The 18,848-nt window shown below is 36.7% G+C and carries 23 protein-coding genes; 10 read left to right on the top strand and 13 right to left on the bottom strand.

Annotation, left to right across the window (positions count from 1 at the left end; genetic code table 11):
- Positions 1 to 49 precede the first annotated feature (49 nt).
- Positions 50 to 511 (bottom strand): TetR/AcrR family transcriptional regulator, encoded by a 462-nt coding sequence (locus tag PVK70_RS17300; protein WP_130046114.1) that lies wholly within the window; start codon positions 509 to 511, stop codon positions 50 to 52.
- A 450-nt stretch (positions 512 to 961) separates the two neighbouring features.
- Between PVK70_RS17300 and PVK70_RS17305 the strand changes: the two genes are divergently transcribed.
- Positions 962 to 1,258: a YfcZ/YiiS family protein gene (locus PVK70_RS17305; RefSeq protein ID WP_130046115.1), complete on the top strand. Its 297-nt coding sequence runs from the start codon at positions 962 to 964 to the stop codon at positions 1,256 to 1,258.
- A gap of 69 nt (positions 1,259 to 1,327) precedes the next feature.
- Here PVK70_RS17305 and cspE read toward each other — a convergent pair whose 3' ends face one another.
- On the bottom strand, positions 1,328 to 1,534 hold the full coding sequence (gene cspE / locus PVK70_RS17310; RefSeq protein ID WP_130046116.1) for a transcription antiterminator/RNA stability regulator CspE: 207 nt from the start codon (positions 1,532 to 1,534) through the stop codon (positions 1,328 to 1,330).
- Between the two features lie 179 nt (positions 1,535 to 1,713).
- Here cspE and PVK70_RS17315 point away from each other — a divergent pair, with 179 nt between their 5' ends.
- Positions 1,714 to 2,328: a hypothetical protein gene (locus PVK70_RS17315; protein ID WP_242504820.1), complete on the top strand. Its 615-nt coding sequence runs from the start codon at positions 1,714 to 1,716 to the stop codon at positions 2,326 to 2,328.
- A 38-nt stretch (positions 2,329 to 2,366) separates the two neighbouring features.
- Positions 2,367 to 3,290 (top strand): LysR family transcriptional regulator, encoded by a 924-nt coding sequence (locus tag PVK70_RS17320; protein WP_130049269.1) that lies wholly within the window; start codon positions 2,367 to 2,369, stop codon positions 3,288 to 3,290.
- 9 nt (positions 3,291 to 3,299) lie between these two features.
- Here the strand turns inward: PVK70_RS17320 and PVK70_RS17325 are convergent, their stop codons facing one another.
- The gene (locus tag PVK70_RS17325; RefSeq protein WP_130049268.1) at positions 3,300 to 4,403 is read right to left on the bottom strand and encodes a 1-acyl-sn-glycerol-3-phosphate acyltransferase; all 1,104 of its coding nucleotides are present in this window, start codon (positions 4,401 to 4,403) and stop codon (positions 3,300 to 3,302) included.
- 181 nt (positions 4,404 to 4,584) lie between these two features.
- On the opposite strand from PVK70_RS17325, the gene PVK70_RS17330 reads away from it, so the two are divergent.
- Positions 4,585 to 5,202 carry an AraC family ligand binding domain-containing protein gene (locus tag PVK70_RS17330; RefSeq protein WP_165366923.1) on the top strand — a complete coding sequence of 206 codons (618 nt, stop codon included), beginning with the start codon at positions 4,585 to 4,587 and terminating at the stop codon, positions 5,200 to 5,202.
- 25 nt (positions 5,203 to 5,227) lie between these two features.
- Here the strand turns inward: PVK70_RS17330 and PVK70_RS17335 are convergent, their stop codons facing one another.
- Positions 5,228 to 5,737 carry a hypothetical protein gene (locus PVK70_RS17335; RefSeq protein ID WP_130046121.1) on the bottom strand — a complete coding sequence of 170 codons (510 nt, stop codon included), beginning with the start codon at positions 5,735 to 5,737 and terminating at the stop codon, positions 5,228 to 5,230.
- Between the two features lie 5 nt (positions 5,738 to 5,742).
- A complete protein-coding gene (locus tag PVK70_RS17340) occupies positions 5,743 to 6,255 on the bottom strand; it encodes a nicotinate-nicotinamide nucleotide adenylyltransferase (RefSeq protein ID WP_130049267.1) in 513 nt (170 codons plus the stop codon).
- Positions 6,256 to 6,408: 153 nt separating this feature from the next.
- On the opposite strand from PVK70_RS17340, the gene nadE reads away from it, so the two are divergent.
- A complete protein-coding gene (gene nadE, locus PVK70_RS17345) occupies positions 6,409 to 7,239 on the top strand; it encodes an ammonia-dependent NAD(+) synthetase (RefSeq protein ID WP_130049266.1) in 831 nt (276 codons plus the stop codon).
- A gap of 7 nt (positions 7,240 to 7,246) precedes the next feature.
- On the opposite strand, the gene PVK70_RS17350 is transcribed toward nadE, so the two are convergent.
- Together PVK70_RS17350 and PVK70_RS17355 are read right to left on the bottom strand one after the other, a co-directional pair.
- Positions 7,247 to 7,528, bottom strand: a complete 282-nt coding sequence (locus PVK70_RS17350; RefSeq protein WP_130049265.1) for a GIY-YIG nuclease family protein — start codon at positions 7,526 to 7,528, stop codon at positions 7,247 to 7,249.
- 4 nt (positions 7,529 to 7,532) lie between these two features.
- Positions 7,533 to 8,192, bottom strand: coding sequence for a YceH family protein (locus PVK70_RS17355; protein ID WP_130049264.1), 660 nt, complete (start codon positions 8,190 to 8,192; stop codon positions 7,533 to 7,535).
- Between the two features lie 155 nt (positions 8,193 to 8,347).
- On the opposite strand from PVK70_RS17355, the gene PVK70_RS17360 reads away from it, so the two are divergent.
- Positions 8,348 to 8,755, top strand: coding sequence for a bactofilin family protein (locus PVK70_RS17360; RefSeq protein WP_130046126.1), 408 nt, complete (start codon positions 8,348 to 8,350; stop codon positions 8,753 to 8,755).
- Positions 8,756 to 8,865: 110 nt separating this feature from the next.
- Complete coding sequence (locus PVK70_RS17365; protein WP_130046127.1) at positions 8,866 to 9,174, top strand: DUF496 family protein; 309 nt, start codon at positions 8,866 to 8,868, stop codon at positions 9,172 to 9,174.
- Positions 9,175 to 9,235: 61 nt separating this feature from the next.
- Here PVK70_RS17365 and PVK70_RS17370 read toward each other — a convergent pair whose 3' ends face one another.
- From PVK70_RS17370 to PVK70_RS17385, 4 genes are all read right to left on the bottom strand, one after another.
- Positions 9,236 to 9,676, bottom strand: coding sequence for a PAS domain S-box protein (locus tag PVK70_RS17370; RefSeq protein ID WP_130046128.1), 441 nt, complete (start codon positions 9,674 to 9,676; stop codon positions 9,236 to 9,238).
- Positions 9,676 to 10,680 (bottom strand): response regulator, encoded by a 1,005-nt coding sequence (locus PVK70_RS17375; protein WP_130049263.1) that lies wholly within the window; start codon positions 10,678 to 10,680, stop codon positions 9,676 to 9,678. The genes PVK70_RS17370 and PVK70_RS17375 overlap by 1 nt, the downstream gene beginning before the upstream one ends.
- 133 nt (positions 10,681 to 10,813) lie before the next feature.
- Positions 10,814 to 11,179, bottom strand: a complete 366-nt coding sequence (locus PVK70_RS17380; RefSeq protein ID WP_130049262.1) for an NADH:ubiquinone oxidoreductase — start codon at positions 11,177 to 11,179, stop codon at positions 10,814 to 10,816.
- A gap of 325 nt (positions 11,180 to 11,504) precedes the next feature.
- The gene (locus PVK70_RS17385) at positions 11,505 to 12,056 is read right to left on the bottom strand and encodes a DUF3332 domain-containing protein (protein WP_130049261.1); all 552 of its coding nucleotides are present in this window, start codon (positions 12,054 to 12,056) and stop codon (positions 11,505 to 11,507) included.
- 312 nt (positions 12,057 to 12,368) lie between these two features.
- Between PVK70_RS17385 and PVK70_RS17390 the strand changes: the two genes are divergently transcribed.
- The 3 genes from PVK70_RS17390 (at position 12,369) to PVK70_RS17400 (ending at position 16,780) form a co-directional block, all read left to right on the top strand.
- Positions 12,369 to 13,607: an L-lactate MFS transporter gene (locus PVK70_RS17390; RefSeq protein ID WP_130046132.1), complete on the top strand. Its 1,239-nt coding sequence runs from the start codon at positions 12,369 to 12,371 to the stop codon at positions 13,605 to 13,607.
- A gap of 110 nt (positions 13,608 to 13,717) precedes the next feature.
- The gene (locus PVK70_RS17395; protein ID WP_130049260.1) at positions 13,718 to 16,075 is read left to right on the top strand and encodes a fatty acid cis/trans isomerase; all 2,358 of its coding nucleotides are present in this window, start codon (positions 13,718 to 13,720) and stop codon (positions 16,073 to 16,075) included.
- Between the two features lie 69 nt (positions 16,076 to 16,144).
- Positions 16,145 to 16,780: a hypothetical protein gene (locus tag PVK70_RS17400; RefSeq protein ID WP_130049259.1), complete on the top strand. Its 636-nt coding sequence runs from the start codon at positions 16,145 to 16,147 to the stop codon at positions 16,778 to 16,780.
- 8 nt (positions 16,781 to 16,788) lie between these two features.
- Here PVK70_RS17400 and PVK70_RS17405 read toward each other — a convergent pair whose 3' ends face one another.
- Together PVK70_RS17405 and PVK70_RS17410 are read right to left on the bottom strand one after the other, a co-directional pair.
- Positions 16,789 to 17,166 carry a hypothetical protein gene (locus tag PVK70_RS17405; RefSeq protein ID WP_130049258.1) on the bottom strand — a complete coding sequence of 126 codons (378 nt, stop codon included), beginning with the start codon at positions 17,164 to 17,166 and terminating at the stop codon, positions 16,789 to 16,791.
- A 242-nt stretch (positions 17,167 to 17,408) separates the two neighbouring features.
- Entirely contained in the window at positions 17,409 to 18,818 is a 1,410-nt protein-coding gene (locus PVK70_RS17410; protein WP_130049257.1) for an NAD(P)-binding protein, read from the bottom strand.
- Positions 18,819 to 18,848 lie beyond the last annotated feature (30 nt).

Genomic DNA, 18,848 nt, shown 5'->3' on the forward strand with positions numbered 1-18,848 from the left:
AAAAAAAAGCTTACCGTTGCGGGTAAGCTTTTAATTATAGTAGATAATTTTATTTTGTCATGCGGATCAAAGATAGGCCAATAAGCCATTCTAGATCTTTACGGCTTTCTTCACCGTATAAGTCTTCAACCATGCCATATAAACGTTCAATACCATTGCGAGCAAATTCGTGTGCATTTGCAGAAGTAACGATATGGTGGAATAAAAGACGTAAGATAGCTCGGAATTGCTCGTCTTCTAAAGATGAAATCCAGCTATCGATAAATGCTTGCTTATCACCTTGCATTTCTAAACGTTCTGCAAATAAGCGGAAAATACGGCCGTCTAATGCAGCTGTAAAATCAGTTTTCTTTGGAAAGTGATGACTGATCCCTGTTCTTGACACACCAGTTTGTTGGCTTAGTGTCGTATATGACATCTTGTCATAGCCTAAGCGTAATAGTTGATCAATAACCGCATCCATAATTTTCTGGATGGTGATTTCAGTATCTTCTTTACTTCTTTTTGGCATAATAAAACTCTTCTAATGTGGTTAGTCCATTAAGAAATCAATCGTAAAAATTAACGAAATTAACATTAGGTTAATTTATAAGATTCAACTCCATTTGTATAATATTTTTATGATATTTCACACGATAAACGTAGTATAGCACTCTGGCCGTCACAGCACTCTCAAAATTAAGAATCGCGATTGTAACGAAATGTCAGTTGCTGTTTAAATGTGACTTAACGGCATTCTGCGTTATACAGTATGGAAATACAATATTTTACGCCTAATTCTGACAAAGAATTGTCATAAAGGTTCATTTTTTGGGATTTTCGTCTCAAGTGTCGATACTGATACATAAATGATATGCGATTGTTATCTTTGTGTTTCTTCTTTATGTTCATTTTCCGAGAGGGTTTTCTTAACCATGGAAACATAGTATAACGTCTGTATATTTATTGTGGAGATAAAATAATGACTACTGAAGTAGAACAAAATGTACCATGCGATGCTTGTGGATGTAGTGCTGAGATGGGCTTTGTGATTAAAGAAGGTGATGATGTTGCAGAAGTAAGCATCTTCGCTAACAATAAAGCGCAATTAGAAGCGGAATTTGCTAATTACTTATCTTTAGCAAAAGAAGTATGTGATGAAGTTGAGTACAATATTGAACTGACTAACGATGAGAAAGAACTTCACGCTCGCTTGAAATTCTCTTGTAGTGCAGAAAAACTGATTTACGAACTAAAGACTCGCTCTCTTAGAAAATAATCGATTATATTGTAGATAATAAAGAAAAAAGGCCCTCACATTGAGAGCCTTTTTATTAATATCTTGGTACTAAGCAGGTTGGATATTGCTTGCTTGAGGGCCTTTAGGGCCTTGCTCAACATCAAAAGTTACTGCTTGGCCTTCTTTCAACGTTTTGAAACCGTCTGATTGAATTGCACTGAAATGAGCGAACACATCAGGTCCGTTCTCTTGAGCGATAAAACCAAAACCTTTCTCTTCGTTAAACCATTTTACAGTACCAGTCGCTTTAGACATTACGTCTCCTTACCTTTAATTAAATTTTTTACTTCGGCACTTAGATACCGAATTTCACTATATCAAATGTGTTTTCATAATAAAAACGTAAAAACAGGACTCATATCACTGTTCTAAATTAAACTTATTTAAGATGTGGTCGATACAGTGTCAAGCCATTACTACAAAGTTATTTATCTATGCCTAAAACTATTATTACTCTTTTTGCTCTTATCTTTACAGCCTTGGTCCCCTTTTCAACTTCTGCTGAAATGTTAAATAAACATCGACTCATTAATCATATAGATAGCTATGGAAATATCAGCTTACGTAATACTAATTACACTGAACTCCCTGATAATTTAGAGCTTAAAGGTGATGTGAACCTTGCGAATAGTAAAATAAAAAAACTGCCTAAAGGTTTGGTAGTTAATGGTGATCTAAACTTAGCAAATACCGTAATTAAAAACATTCCTAAAGGCACCCAAGTAAAGGGCTACTTGAATTTAGCTGGAACCACTCAACTTAAACGCTATACCAGAGGCATTAAAGTCGCAGGCTTTATTAATTTTGCAGGGTCAGGACTCACTGAACTCCCTCCGCGTTTAAAAGTAAACGGCGATCTAAGCGTAATACGAACACCATTAAAAACATTACCAAAACAACTTGTAGTGAAAGGCAACCTATTCCTTGGTCACTCACAAATTACGTCACTTCCTGATGACCTCGTGGTTAATGGTAATATTTATTTGGGTGGCAGACCTATTACGGTTTTTCCTGAAAGCATAAAAGTAGATGGTTATATTTTTAAGTAGTATTACAATAGCCAGATATTTCTTCTCTAGGCTTAATAATGTTAGATAATCTACATCAAATGGTAATCTTTGCGATGGTAGCAAATGAGCTAAATTTTACTCGTGCGGCTGAAAAACTGGGTATTTCTAAGTCGCATGTATCTAAACAAATTAAAGCGCTAGAAACACGTTTAGATTGCCAACTCGTTCAACGTAATAACCGCTCGGTCTCTATTACAGAGCTCGGTCATCAATATGCTGAGTATTGTCAAAAGCTGGTAGATACTGCTTATGAAGCTGATGCCCTATTAGATGCTCATCATGGGCGTATTTCTGGTGTATTTAAAGTTGGTATCGCTCAGTCTTTTGGTAATAGCCACATTATCCATGCATTAGCTGAATTCCAAGCTCATTTTCCAGATGTTGAATTGGAGGTTAGTTTATTTGATCATAAACCTAAATTACTTGAAGACGGTTTAGATTGCTGGATAGCAATTCATGATGATATTCCTGAAGGCATGGTGGCGAGGAAAATTGCAGATTGTCGCTTTATTGTTGCCGCTTCTCCAAGCTACATTAAAGAGAATAGCTTACCATTGCGTCCAGCTGAATTAGCACAGCATAAATGCATCACCTATCATAGTAATGAACGACGCTTTAATGAGTGGGAATTTACTCGTGATGGTGTTCATCAAGTGGTTAAAGTACAAAGTATTTTTAAAATAGATAATGCTTCTGCTATTTTAGATGCAACCAAAGCAGGTGCTGGCATTGCGTATTTAGCAAGCTATTTACTTGAAGATGAATTTGAAAATGGCAGTTTGATTCAAATATTAAAGGAGTGGCAAGCAGATATGGAGCTACCTATTTACGCTGTTTATCCTCGACGCCAACATTTGCCACCAAAAGTGCGTACCTTTATTGACTTTTTATCCCAACAAGTGGGTAATCCTCCTCATTGGGATAAAAAGCTTTTTAATTGAATCCCTTACTTATCCTGCGTTTTTAACTGGATTTGCGTAAAGCGCACGTAGAAATGGTTGCTCTTCTGCTGTTAAGTGTGACAATTTTTCTTCTAGTTCACGTTTAACTTCAGAAGTGACTTCTTCTGATTCACTATTAGCAGCGGCGTAATTCATTGGGAATAAACGATAGCCTTGTGTAATTTCTTTGTCCATGGCTGCTGCCAGTTCATCAGCCGTTTCTGGCGCTGAAGTGACAACGTCACCAAAGTGGATGTGTATGCGTTTCTTATTACCGATAATCCCTTTGATGATGCTATCAATATCTTCAAACTCCCCTTTTTCGTAAGAGCCTAAGGTAGCCACTGCATTTAATTCTTTGGCTTTTTGAATATCTAACGGGTCATTTTCATAAGAGATAGAAACAGGAACAATTTTCAAATCATTCATATAATCAGAAAAAGCTTCTTTGCGCTTACGCCCTTCTACATGAAACATTTTTAAAATCGCAGGATCAGTAAAATCGTTACCGTCTTTTGCTCGCCCTTCTTTTTGAGCAATCCAAATAGAGTTATTGGTTTCCAAAGAGTGCTTGATATATGAAGATAGTTCACCCAACGCTTTTAGCATTTGACGTGGTGCTTTTGCTGAACGTTTAACAATAAAACTTTTGTTAAGCTTCATCAGCTCAGTACTGCACGCTTTCTTTAATAAGTTATCACCAATGGCAATTCTTACGGTTTGCATATGGTTATTATATAGCACCCAATTCATCAAAGCTGGGTCCATGGCGATATCACGATGATTAGACACAAACAAATACGCTTGTTTTGGGTCTAATTTATCTAATCCAGAGTACGTAATGCCATCAGTGGTTTTTTTGACCGTTTTATTTAAGTAAGTTGCTACATTTAACTGAACGTCTTCTACTGTTGTTATTTTAGACAGTGATTTACGTAGTTTGCAACGCAGTAACGGTGCTAATAACCAAAATAAAAACTTAGAAGCAGACGGAAACTTATAGTGCAGAATCGCTGTAATGAATTCATCATCAGAAATTAAACGCTCAATAGCGGCAGGAACTTCATCATCATTGTAAGGGCGAATTTCTTGATAGATATCTTGTGTGGTCATGTTTGGACTTCTGGTTACTAAAAAAGGAAGTAGCGCGTATTCTACTTGATTTTATTCCAGTTGTACGTGATCAATTAAAGAGGTCGTACCATTGGTCATTAAATATCGCCGTAATTGATGAGAATCCGTTGATTTTTAGATAAAAACCAGTAGAGTTACGGGCTTCAAATCAGAGGTAGCTATGAAAAACGCAATTACGTTTCAGTCAGGAACACATTCACACCTTCTTTATACGGCAAGAAAAAAGAAGAATCATTATGAGTTGATTTCCGTGCAAACTGGAGCCGTACTTATTCGCCTTGGTAAATGGGAATATCTAGTGTTGCCTGGTGAATTGTTTTGGATACCTTTTGATGCTCTATCATCAATGACGATTGTTCCTAACTCTACATTATCTACATTAATGTTCTCAATTCGCACACGTGAAGCGCTACCTACTCAAGGTGGCTATATCACCTCAACACCTCTACTTTCTGCGGGTTTTGGTAAACTTCAAGCAATAGCGATGACTGAAAATGCCAAACAGCATTTATTGTACGTAATGCAAGATGAGTTATTAGAAGCGTCACCTCATACGGATTTATCTCCAGAATCACAGCATATCAATACTTACTTATCTCAATTATCTGAAAATAAAGAGATAAAGCATAGTCAGGTTTCTCCTGATATGATGATGACATTGAAAGTAAGAGAAGCGGATAAAATGCGTAAATCAGGTGCTAAGAATAGTATGATTGCAGAGCGCTATTTTTCAGGAAATACGGAATTACTAGAGCAAGCTTACACTTTATTGGATTAATGCATTATACGAACCTAGCTTGGTTTTATTGGAATGGGATTTCTAGTTGCATGAACAATTGATCGTCAGCACGATCATGCCAACGGTAATCAATTCGAAAACGGGTATTCTTGCCCTTTTCTTCCCCACCAAAGGCCAAGCTTAACTGTAGGCCGTGGCTTTCCAACCATTCACCATAAGAATCAAACTCTTCAATTTTTTTGTCATAATACTCTTCAGGCTGCCATACAGTAAAGCCTACCGCACTATCACTTAGGTAGCCGGTTAGTAAAGGATCATCCCCTGTACTGTAAGCCCATTTATCCCAAAATCCTTCTTCCATAACGTCTGACTTTATGTTTTCTGTTATTTCTGTTAACTGATAAATAAACTGATTCACCTCAAATAAAGGTATAAGACATTTTGAGTTTGATGAATAAATTTGACGAGAGTAGTTATCATAGCTTTCTTGTAGACAAGTCGAGTTATCCTTGGCAATTAAATCCATGGACATAGTTGTTGTTAATAAACTGATTATAGCGACTTGTTTCTTCATCGTGACTACTCGTATAAATGGTGTGCCTTTATGTAAAGTTGGACACCTTGTGTTGTTAAGTGAGTAATGTCCTCACCTTTTTTTATTGCGTTTCGTATATCAGTACTTCTGACAGGAAGTGTTTCAGGGCAAGCCATTACATTCCAACGCTTTATTATCTCATCGGCTTTTGAAAACTTGTCAAACTTAAGTAAATTGTCTGGTCCGATGATAAAGGTTATATCGGCCTCTTTATTCAATTCTTGAAGCTTTTTTAATAAAGAAAAAGTAGTCACGCTTTGCTCTGGAACATACAGTTCTTTTTCAATCAGCGATATTTCGACATTGTTAAGGGGTAAGTCGTTAATAAAAGCAGAGACCATCTCTATTCTGTCTTCATAAGAAAGCATTTTTTTTCCCCAAGCATGAGAAATGCTAGGAACTAATAACACTTTATCATAGTGAGTTAAACGCTCAATGACACTTTTGTGGCCTAATGATGGTGGGTTAAATGCGCTACCAAATACAGCAATGTTCATGACTTTTCTCTTATTAACGGCATTATTAGTTAGCATAAGTGAAAATTTTGTTGATGGCTATCCTATAACACTATTAGGCTGTTATTAATTGTGTAAATTCAGTATGATTATCAAATTAACTGCCAACTGTCTCAATAGAGTAAAGGAATGAGAATGCAACAACTGATTGTTGAAGAAATGAAAGTTAAACCATCAATTGATCCGGTTAATGAAATTAAAATACGCGTCAATTTTATTAAGGCAACCTTGCTCAAGGCTCACTGTACCTCTTTAATCCTTGGCATTAGCGGTGGTGTTGATTCAACAACATGTGGGCGATTAGCTCAGATTGCTATTAATGAGCTGAATGATAAATATGATACTAAAAAGTATCAATTTATTGCAGTTCGTTTGCCGTATGGTATCCAAAAAGATGAAGATGAAGCACAGATGGCCTTGTCTTTTATTCAGCCTTCTCATTCTATTAGCATTAACATTAAAGAAGGTGTTGATGGTTTGCATAAGGCGTCTCACATTGGCCTTGAGCATACAGGTTTACTGCCTTCTGATTCTGCAAAAATTGATTTTGTTAAAGGCAATGTAAAAGCGCGTGCACGTATGATTGCACAGTATGAAGTTGCTGGTTATGTTGGTGGATTAGTTTTAGGTACTGACCATTCGGCAGAGAATATTACTGGTTTTTATACGAAGTTTGGCGACGGCGCCTGCGATCTAGCCCCATTATTTGGTTTAAATAAACGCCAAGTGAGAAAAATAGCTGAAACATTAGGCGCACCTGAGCAGTTAGTTAAAAAAGTACCCACAGCAGATCTTGAAGAACTCGCACCACAAAAAGCGGATGAAGATGCTCTTTCTGTTACTTATGACCAGATTGATGACTTCTTAGAAGGGAAAAAAATAGATGCTGAAGCAGAAGCTAAATTAATAAAAATTTATCAACTGTCTCAGCATAAACGTCAACCAATTCCTACTATTTACGATTAATCCAATATTAATCTATAGCAGGTAACGCAACTAAATTATTGACCAAGGCTTCTTTTGAGGCTTTGGTCATTTTTTTTATGCGGTATTCGTACTTTAACGCTTGGGATTTTGATTCAACATTGTGCGACCATACTAATGTTAAAGGTCCTTTTCCGCGTAAGTACTTAGCGCCCTTTCCTGCCTTGTGCATTTCAAAGCGCCGAGATAAATTATTAGTAATACCACAATACAAACTATTTGTTTGCGTTCTTATTAGATAGAGTGTCCAATTAGATTTAATTTCTGTCATGCAATTATGAGAGAACGTCGTTTACTAATTGTTTTAACTCATCAAGTTCGGTGCGTAATTGGGATACTTCAGTTTCTAGCTGTTCAATACGTTTATTCTCTTCTAAGCTGTGTGTGTGAGTATTTTGACTCTGCTCTATAGTGACGGTGTCACTAATATCGCCACAGAACAAATGTCCATATCGAGCTTCGCGCTTTCCTGGTTCTTTCGATAATTTAACAACTTTAGGGCCGTTCTCATCTGCCGCTAATTTATTTAATACGGCTTCTACTTGTGCCACATTTTCAAATTCGCATAAACGTTGGGTACGAGTTCTTAGCTCGCCAGGTGTTTGTGGCCCACGCAGAAACAAAACGCATAATATGGCAATTTCTTGTTTTGACAGTTTAAGGCTACCAAACTCTGTATTACAAAATCGATGTTGATACTTTGCCACTCTTGAGTTACCACGAGTTTCATCAGTCACGATACGATCGTTAATTAATGTATTTAATGCATCTAAAACATCAGATTCACTCATCGATGTGACAGGGTCACGGTTGCTCTTTTGGTTACATGCCGTGGTTAATGAATTGAGTGTTAGTGGATAGTGTTCTGGTGTTGTGATTTCTTTTTCAATTAAACAACCAATAATGCGGATTTCTGTTTGGGTTATTGTTCTCATTATTTGTAATCCTTTTACTATAATCGATACTATACACAATAAAAATGTGAGCTATATTGCTAAATACTGATGTTGATAATGTAATTAGTGATCCCTCAGTCTTCTATCCATGATAATATTCTTTCGTTAGTTTAATATCAATTGGAGAAACCTGTATGGGCCTTTTTAGTAGTCGGTCTACCGCAGCATCATTATCTATTATTGCCAAAGGCTGTCGTGTAACAGGTAATATTGAATCAGATCAAAGCATTCAAATTGACGGCTTTGTTAGTGGGAATATCTTTACAGAAGCGGAAGTAATTGTAACGCCGACTGGTAGAGTTCAAGGTGACATAAACGCTGGATTAGTACTTATTAATGGTCTAGTTGAAGGTACTTGTCAAGGTGGTGAAGTAAGTATCCAGCCAAAAGGAAAGTTCAAAGGCACAATGCAAACTCAGCATTTGACTATTGAAAAAGGTGGCTTACTTATTGGTGAAAACCGTGAAGTTGTTGAGTCAGAAAAAGTAACGCTTATCTCTAAAAATGAAACAGCAGACATTGAAGAGAAAAAAGCGGTTTAATTTATCGGTTAAATGTTTTTTTTAGCACTGTATTGATCTTGTTATTGTTTTCAATGTTGCATTTATGATTTAATCAAGAAAGTGGCTATTACATATTATAGGAAATAAAAATGAATAACGTTTTTGAAATCATCAACCAAGCACGTCGTAAAAATAAACTAAAGCGTGAGCTACAAGATAACCAAAAGAAAATTCGTGATAACCAAAAGCGTGTGACTCTTTTAGAAAATATGCTGGATTATATTCACCCTACAATGTCTACAGACGAAATCATTGCAGTTGTTCAAAATATGAAAGCTGATTATGAAGATCGTGTTGATGATCACATCATCAAAAGTGCTGAGATCTCTAAATCACGTCGTGATATCAGCCGTAAGATCCGTGAACTGACAGAAGCGGATAAGAAAGCAAATAAATAAGTTTAAATAAAATGGAGACTATCGTGTCTCCATTTTTTTGTCTTATTTATCGCATTTTCATTTATTTGTTTAGTGTTTCAGCCAATGCCTCTGCGGTAACATCTTCAACAGCAAGAAACATAGATTTAATCTCCCCTGTTGTACTTCGCATTGGGTTTAATGTGACATTCTGATACATAAAGTGACTTTGTTGAGTTATCGGTCGAACATTACGACAGTGAAATAAATAAGGCCTTTGTCGCCAAATAACAAAACTTCGTGTACCCAGTTCAAAAACTGGCTTTGACTTTGCTTTAAACCAAGAGCTATCTATCTCTGGGAATATTTCAAATAATGACTTTCCCATTACATCATGGGCTTGTTTGCCACTATGGTGTGTCATAAAGCCATTCCAAAGATGAACATTGAATTCTTTATCAACTACGATTAAGCCAAGGTCAACATTTTGTACCATGTCAACCATCCAGTGAAATTGTTCAAACTCAGCAGGAATACCATTCATTATTCATCATCCAGTAAGTAAGCTAGTTTATTATCTAATATAGGTAATGACTCATCGACAATCATTAAAAGTAAATCGCACTTAATGTTTGTATTATCAATACTGTAACTTACCTCAAATGCCATAATACGATTGAACGACCCTTTGGTTGATTCAATAACACTGTTCACCGAAACATGTTGACCAAGAAGAACTGGGGCGCTTTGAAAGAATCTAACCTCTGCTTGCTCACCAATTCCTTTTAAGAATGCCCCTACTAAAATATTAGACACATCCATCAATAACTCTAGTTCTAAGCTATTCTCTGTTACTTCGGGGTAATCCATTAATTTAGTTAGATCTGTTACGCTTGAATCGCTTAACAGTACCAAGGCTTCTCCCGCAATCCCTTCACCACTAAATCCTTGACATACTCCTGACATATTTTCATTGCTGGCTAAATGACGAAGTGTCATCTGAAGTTCGCTCATCTCAAATAAATTCACGTTTGGCAAAGGCATATGAACAAAAACATCAAAATGACGAGCCAAAGAATCAGCTGCTCGGCCAATTGCAACATTAGCGACTTCTAAATATATATCACGGCGACGAAGTTGAATAGACGTTACTGGTTGTGGCGAATACGTCGCTTGAACTTCAGGTTTAATGCTAATTGAACCTAGTGTGGAAATTAATGTAGGCTTATCAACAGGTTTTTTTATAAATGCTTTAGCACCAAGTTCTGCTACTTTTTGTTGCGCTTTTGGTTGAATATCACCTGAAACAACAACAACTTGAGTTGTTATCCTGCGTGCTCTCATTTCTTCTAATGTGCCATAGCCATCCAACTCAGGCATGGTAAGGTCAAGAAATAAAAGATCGTATGACTGAGCTTCAAGCTTAGCAATGGCATCCCAACCGTGTTGAGCAAATTCAATATTTGCTCCCCATGAAGAAGGTATCACTCGTGCTAATTGTTTACGAGCAAGTGCTGAATCATCGCAAATTAAGATGGAAATCGCCATCTATAAACCCTTTTTTTTAATAAAACTATCATTACTATATCAAGGAATGATTATTATAGATACGGTATAGCATAATTCAAAAACAAAAAAGGAGCCTAAGCTCCTTCTTTTCAATGACTAGCAGAGGATTTAGTTAAACCGTACCAGAATGTCTATTTAATAATTGTTGCGAGATTTTACGATCTTTAATTTTAAACCATAGGTATGTTGCTACGATTGAAAAGAATAGATAAGAAACAGCAAAAATAAATGGCGAAGTAATTAATTCTGCATCCACAGCCATCATAACTCCTACGATAGTTACCGCCATTTTTGAAAATAGACCAAGCAGTAACAGTACTAAAGCCAGTTGTGGGTATTTTGTGGTTCTAAATGCAAACCAGTGACAAGTGCCAACCGCAAGTGTCGCAATACTTAAGCCTAGGATAAATGAATGAAAATGCTCAGCAGCTGCAACACCGCCTATAGTAGAGAGTAAGAAGATAAATAATAGTTTCATAAACACCTCGAAGATAAATTGAGAGCATCCCTTCAATTTTGAAATCTTTGTTTACGTAGTATTTTATCGCTTTTTATTGGAAATTCAACTAAGGGAAAAATGGAGATTGTTGCGCAGTTGTTACATGATCTCATTAGGATTTAGCCTTTAAAGAGTAAATGCTGAACTGCAGTAATATAGTCTTATATATGAAGCGCAATTTGTTACTTAATGGTTAAATTAAACGTTAAAATAAAAATAGAAATAAATGAATTTTTTTGAAGTAAAGCAAAAAAAAGCACTCAATCACTTGAGTGCTTTTTATCATGAAAGAATAGAAGCTATATTATGCTTGAGAAGCCGCTACATAGTTTTCTAACTCTTCAACTTGTACTGTTGTGATGTAGTTTCCATCTAAGTAAAATGCAACGCTATCATCTGTCTTCTCACCACGCAGCACTTGTTGAGTACCATCTAGTAGTGCAACGTGCATCTCTAATGTGTTTTCATCGATTTGATTAAACGAAGCATTTTTCACATTGTTATTTACTTGAAGTGGCGCAATTGGTGCTTTGGTCATTGATGAATCAATTTTATCATTTACTTTAAAAACAGCACCACCAACATTGGTATCTACTACTGCTGGGCTTTTACCTGTAATGATGTTTTTACCAGTCCAAAATTCAATTGAGTTAAACACAAATAGATCGGCAAATGCAGCAACACCATATACAGGCGCTAGTAGGATATAAAGTCCAGCACGACCATAGCGGTTATCTACTGCTTTTAAGTTACCAAATGCAACAAGTTTTGATACACCCATTTGACCCATACAACCTGTAAGTGTTGTGATGCCTAGAGTAACTGCCACTGCGATTTTAATTTTTTTGAAGTTCATATTTTCTCATATTATTGGTTATGTTTTAACGCGGCGGATATTATCAAGCAATTAATTGTAAAAATAGATGTTAGATCATAAATTTACATAAACCTGACAATTTAATGCCGATCGCGTCATTGTTTTGACAGTGTCAAATATGGAATATTAGATTGAAAAAACATGGTGTAATTTTCATACAAACTATTCCAATAAACACAAAGTGCTGATAAACTCCGCGCTCATTAACGTGATGCAAGTCATGTTTACATGAGTACAATCAAAAAAAACATACATTAAACTGTAATAAACTTTCAACTCACTGAGATTGCGATGAAAAATATCGATAAAGCAATGCGTATCCTGCTTGCAGGCTTCTGTATTAACCTATGTTTGGGAATTCTTTACGCATGGAGCGTATTTAACAAGGCTCTTGTTACTGATATGGGCTGGACGGCATCACAAGCCTCTCAACCTTATGCAACTGCAACAATCACTTTTTCTATCTGTCTTCTTGTTGCTGGTATTCTTCAAGATCGCATGGGCCCACGCTTAATTTTGATCTTCGGTACAATCTTAGTTGGCCTAGGTATGATCGCATCAAGTTTTGCTGACACTGTTTTTATGCTTAACTTAACGTTTGGTGTGATGACTGGTGCTGGTATTGGTTTTGGTTACGCTTGTCTTGCGCCTTCTGCTATGAAGTGGTTCCATCCTTCTAAGAAAGGCATGGTTAATGGCTTAATCGCTGCTGGTTTTGGCCTTGCTGCTATTTACTTAGCGCCTGTTACTTCAGCATTAATTTCAATGTATGGTATTCAAACAAGTTTCTTAGTTCTTGGTGTTGCGATTCTTATTATTGCTGTTCCATTAGCAACAACAATCAATAACCCACCAGAAGGTTACCAACCTGAAGAACCAAAAGTAAAAGCAGGTAAAGCTGCGGTTACAACACGTAAACCAATGGATTTAAACTGGAAAGCAATGCTTAAAACACCTCAGTTTTATTCTTTATGGATTATGTATGCATTTGCCGCGTCTGCAGGTCTTATGATCATTGGTAACATTACTACTATCGCAAGTATGCAAGCAAATCTTCCTAACGCGGTTTATTTAGCGTCACTTCTTGCTATCTTTAACTCAGGTGGTCGTGTGGCTGCTGGTATGCTGTCAGATAAAATTGGTGGTGTTAAAACGCTACTTATTGCATTTGTTCTTCAAGGTGCAAACATGGCATTATTTGGCATGTACGACAGTGAAGTGATGCTAATTATTGGTACTGCAGTTGCCGCTGTTGGTTATGGTACGCTTCTAGCTGTATTCCCATCACTTACTGCTGAATTCTACGGTCTTAAAAACTATGGTACCAACTACGGTGTGCTTTACACGTCATGGGGTATTGGTGGTGCTATCGGTGCAGCAGTTGTAGGTTACTCTATGACACAAGGTGGTGATTATGCTCTGGCTTACACTATTTCTGCAGTAATGGTTGGTGTTGCAATTGTTCTAGCATTAATTACTAAACCAATTACAGAAGAAAAAGCACAACAGCTAAGCCCTGCTACTGTTTAAAATTCTTAGTTAAATCAAGCCCGTTTATCGAAAGGTAAACGGGCTTTTTTTGTTTTTTTCCGCATTTATTATTACAATAAAACTTATCTCTTTATTTCATGGATACCGTTATGTTTTTCAAACGCCCATTATTTCTCATTTTGGTCATTATTTTTTCTGGTTGTGCGACATACGCAACGTACAATTACGATCAGCTGTTTGGAAAGTCACAAGTACAACAAAGGGTCTATGACTATCAATCCCCTGAAGGTATTGACTATTTAACGGATATCAAACCAATTATAGATAACCGATGTGTTGTTTGCCACGCATGTTACGATGCACCTTGCCAGCTAAAAATGTCCTCCGCTGAAGGGATCGACCGAGGTGCGCATAAATCGCTTATCTATCAAGGAACACGTCTCGTAGCTGCTAACCCTACTCGACTTTTTGAAGATGCTCAAACAACTCAAGAATGGCGTGATATAGGCTTTACTCCCATTTTAAATGAACGTGAGCAAAGTAGTATTGCTAATACTGAAGCGGGTGTGATGGCTCGCATGCTTACTTTAAAACAAAATAATCCACTTGCTAAAGACGATCAACTGCAAGGTTACGATTTTTCAATCGACCGTGAGCAGCAATGCCCTACTATTGAAGAGATGGCTGATTATGAATCACAATACCCGACATGGGGCATGCCTTATGGGATGCCAGAGTTAAATACTCAGGAACATGATTTGCTGTATTCTTGGCTTGAGCAAGGTGCCAAAATGAGTGATATAAAGCCTTTAACTGATCATGAAGTTACGTTGATCAATCAATGGGAATCCTTCTTTAATGGCGATTCATTAAAGCAACAACTCACAAGTCGCTATCTGTACGAGCATCTGTTTCTTAATAATTTGTATTTTAATACTGAGCCATCGCATTTACGTTTCTTTAAATTAGTTCGTTCTTCGACTCCACCAGGGAAACCGCTGTCATTAATAGTGACTCGCCGACCTTATGATGACCCTAACGTTGACCGTGTTTATTACCGTCTCGTTGCTGTTCGCAGCACAACTGTTGATAAAACACATATGCCATACTTTCTTGATAAGAATCGCTATCAAAAATGGCAAGAATGGTTTGTAAATAATAGTTACACTGTAACTAAGCTCCCAAGTTATTCAACAGAAATTGCTGCGAATCCACTGGTTACTTTTGTCGATTTACCTGTTGATTCACGTTATCGTTACCTATTAGATGAGGCTCAAGATACAATTCAAGGCTTTATAAAAGGTCCAGTTTGTCGTGGACAGTTAGCTTTGAATGTAATTAATGACCATTTTTGGGTCTTTTTTGTTGATCCTGAAACTGCTAACAACCCAAATGTTGAGCAATTTTACAGAGAGCAAAAACAGAATTTAGCTTTGCCTGCAGAATTAGACAGCACTACCGTACCAATTACGAGTTGGATTCAATATTCACGTAACCAAGCTCGTTATTTGGAGGCTAAAAATACGTACCTAAATCAGGTCTTTAAAAATGGACAGCATTTAACACCAGAACTCGTTTGGGCGGGAGATAAAAACAATGATAATGCAGCTCTCACCATTTATCGACATTTTGATAGCGCATCTGTAATTAAAGGGCTTAATGGACCAACACCAAAAACGGCTTGGGTTATTGATTATGCTTTATTAGAACGAATTCACTATTTACTCGTTGCTGGATTTGATGTCTATGGTAATTTTGGTCATCAATTAATGACACGTATGTACATGGACTTTTTACGAATGGAAGGTGAAAGCAATTTCTTAACGCTATTACCAAAAGAGATACGTCGAGAAGAGTGGCAGAGTTGGTATCAAAATCCATCTCCTCAACTAAGTAAATATATGCAACGTGACGTTCAACCTTTTGAACAACCAACCAAGATCCAGTATGTCTCGGATAATCCAAAGGCAGAGTTATTCTCATTATTACGTAAACATATCGGAGGGAATGTAACTCAACGTTACAACGTAGCGAATTCAAAATTAGCAACAAGTACATTAGTTAAGTTACGTGAAATCGATGCGATTAAAGGTGAGGGTTTACAATACTTACCGCAAATCATCACGATTAAAATCATTGCAGCAACAGATAAACGAAGTGAATTTTTCACACTACTTAATACCAGCGCACATAAAAATATATCATCTCTGTTTAATGAAGAAAAAAATAGAGCTCCGGAATTAGACCGTTTTTCTCTGCTTTACGGCATTGTTGGTAGTTACCCTGCTGCATTTTTAGAAATTAACGAAACTGATGTTCCTAGTTTTGTTAAGCAACTCGCTGATATTGATACCGAAGTAGATTATATTAAACTACTGGATAACTTTGCTATTCGCCGAAGTTCAGACAAATTTTGGGCTTACAGTGATGAACTAAGCCAATGGTATCGAGAACACTACCCTGTTGAAGCTGGTTTATTAGATTATAATCGCTTTGAAAATCGTTAATTCTTAATATTAACTATTGAAAGTCCAGAGTTATGAAGCGACACTGGACTTTTTTATAAGGAAGACTTTTTGTTAGAGTCGTTATTTATTAATTCGCTGAGTGCATTTGGTGATGATTATAAAGCGCTTTGTCAGCATCATTACCCTACTATTCACAACCGGGGAATGTCCCCTGCGCATTTAAGTGCTGCGTTTCAGCGGCGGTTGCTGGCATTAGTAAAACAAGAATATACCGATGTCGAATGCTCAATGCACTCATATGATACAAATCATGACCTTTATATTTATACTATTGTAATAGAGAATAAAAAAACATGGTTAATTTATCCTCAGTTTCTTAACGCAAAAACGGAAGCTAAAGATCAAATTTTTTCTGCTATTAAACAGTTAGTCAAAGAGAGTAAAATCAAACGCTCAGACCATCTTGCTATTTTGTGTGATCATTGGTTTGACAGAACTCGTAGCAGCAAAACACTGTATCATTGGTGGACTGGTAATTTACCTGAGGTGGGAATAAGCTTTAATCATCAAGGGATCCATAATTTAATTCCAGAAGATAATGATGATCTCGCCATTATTATACAAAAAAAGTTTCAGCTCGCATGCATTAATCGCTCTATTTTCCATCCATTAGAAACGACTAACAAGCATGCGCTACTAAAATATTTCCTTTGTTTCGCTTTGTTCGAATGTTCTACAAACTAAAAGTACTGTTAACCTAACGGTTCCTTTTTTGGATCATTATTGATGTGCTCAATATTAATAACCCCTCTACACCCTAGATTTTCAATTTGCGTCTTATGTAACTGCGTAGTTAAATAAAAACCGTATTGATAGCAAGTATCACCTGCTTGATTTTTAAATTCTTTACGATAGACAATGTTCCCCATCATCGCAGGAAAAGAACGGATCCTTAATTCACAACAGCCTTCCTGAAGCTTCCGTTCGCTGGTAAATCCAAACCCTTTTTTTGATACATCCATCAGCTTAACACTGACAAATGGCATTAATCGATGTGCCCAAAAAATTTTTGCATTGACCGATTTTTTACATTCAAATCTAGGCCAACGGCGTTTCAGTAAAAATTCCACATATCACCTTGATGAAATCACTATGTGGCTATTTTCAACAAAAAAACGAGATAATTCAATCAAATTATCGCATTTTTTACTACCGTACGGCATAAACTATTGTAGTTCAAAGTGATAATGTACACATCTATATGAAAGGAGTATGAAAATGGCGTCTATATCATGCTAATAATTAAGATTTGCATGCATCTAAACACCAGAACGCCACCCTGTTACTTGGTTCATGCTTACCATTAAACTTATTAATATACTTGTGCCAACTCTACGGGGTAACCTCGTTCTTTTGCTAATGCTTCTGCTTTCTTTTCAACTTCTTCTATAGTAAAAATTAACGCTGATTTTTTATTTTCTTGTAGACGTATTAATTGCGCTATTTCTTTAGCGCATGTTATCGCAGAAGATGCTTTGACAATTTCAGCCCTAAAGTAACCGTCAGATGTATAGGATATGTTTGCTGCTCTTAATGTAATGTCATCGCCAGGGATTTGTTGAGCACCATACAATGCCTTTCCGCCGGGTCTTGCTTGCGCAAATTCTGGCATAAATTGAGCTAAATAATCGATGGCCTTTTGTGTTCTCTCTTTTTGTACTTTTTGATCCCAGCCTTGGGTGATTTTTTTATTAAACTCTTTAGGTAATTTAGGGTGTGCTGAAAGATGACAAGAACTAGATAAACCATTTTTAAATAGCGTTATTTCTTCTGTCATACCATGTAACTGAAAATACCCATTTGGGTATGGCGTAAATTGAGCCATACCTTGAGGTGTTCCTCGTTCTCCATGAAAGATTATTTCGGGCCACTTACCATAATTTTCGTTGCCCCAGTGGGTAACGTATGCGGCTTTAAACTCAACCAATCTCTTTTTAGGCTTATTGGCAAGATCGTCGATTATGCCTGTTTTAAAACCGGCGCTGTTAATTACATAATCAAACGTATCTGAGTATACTTGACTTTCTTTTGTGTAGCTCAAAACCCAACCGTTATGATGTTCTTCATTTTTGACCACTCCATTTACTGAACTGGCATAATTTAGGGTTACGTTGCTTTGATTGGATAATGTTAATTGTGCTGTCGCCGCCATACGAAAGACACTTAAGCCATATTCTTGAACAAGCACAATTGGGTATTTTAATTGGTTCAGGTCGACTTGTTTGGAAAAACCAATTAACCAATCATCAAGTGTTTTAGGGTTATTGGTTGGAGGGTATGATGCAATTCTTTGCAGGTCTAATTTTGAATAGGTTTTAAAGTAATCAGATGCAGGGCCAAAAACTTGATTACTTTGGTCATCTTCTATTAATTTAGAATAGATTTTCTGCAATAGCTTTAGACGAGGTAGTAACGCCTCAGGTTGACCTTTATCGACTTTAGGGATTGCGATAATAGTTGGCCGTTCGTTTAATGTATGAGGAAAGTAACGCACAGTTTCAATAGATTCAGTGAGTAACGTCGTACATTGTTCATCAGAGATCTCTCGGTATAAATTCCCCCCGGCATGAAGGTGACATATTGGCGGCCCATTAACTAAACTTGTGCCTTCTTCAAAGACATTAATATCAATATCATACTCAGATAAATACATGGCAATGCTTGAGCCTGCTATCCCGCCACCAATAATGGCAATTCTCTTACGTGATTGTCTTTTATCCATCTTATTTTTATTTATCCAAGGCTATTTTTA

This window comes from Aliivibrio sp. A6, assembly GCF_028765505.1.
Taxonomy (GTDB): Bacteria; Pseudomonadota; Gammaproteobacteria; order Enterobacterales; family Vibrionaceae; genus Aliivibrio; species Aliivibrio finisterrensis_A.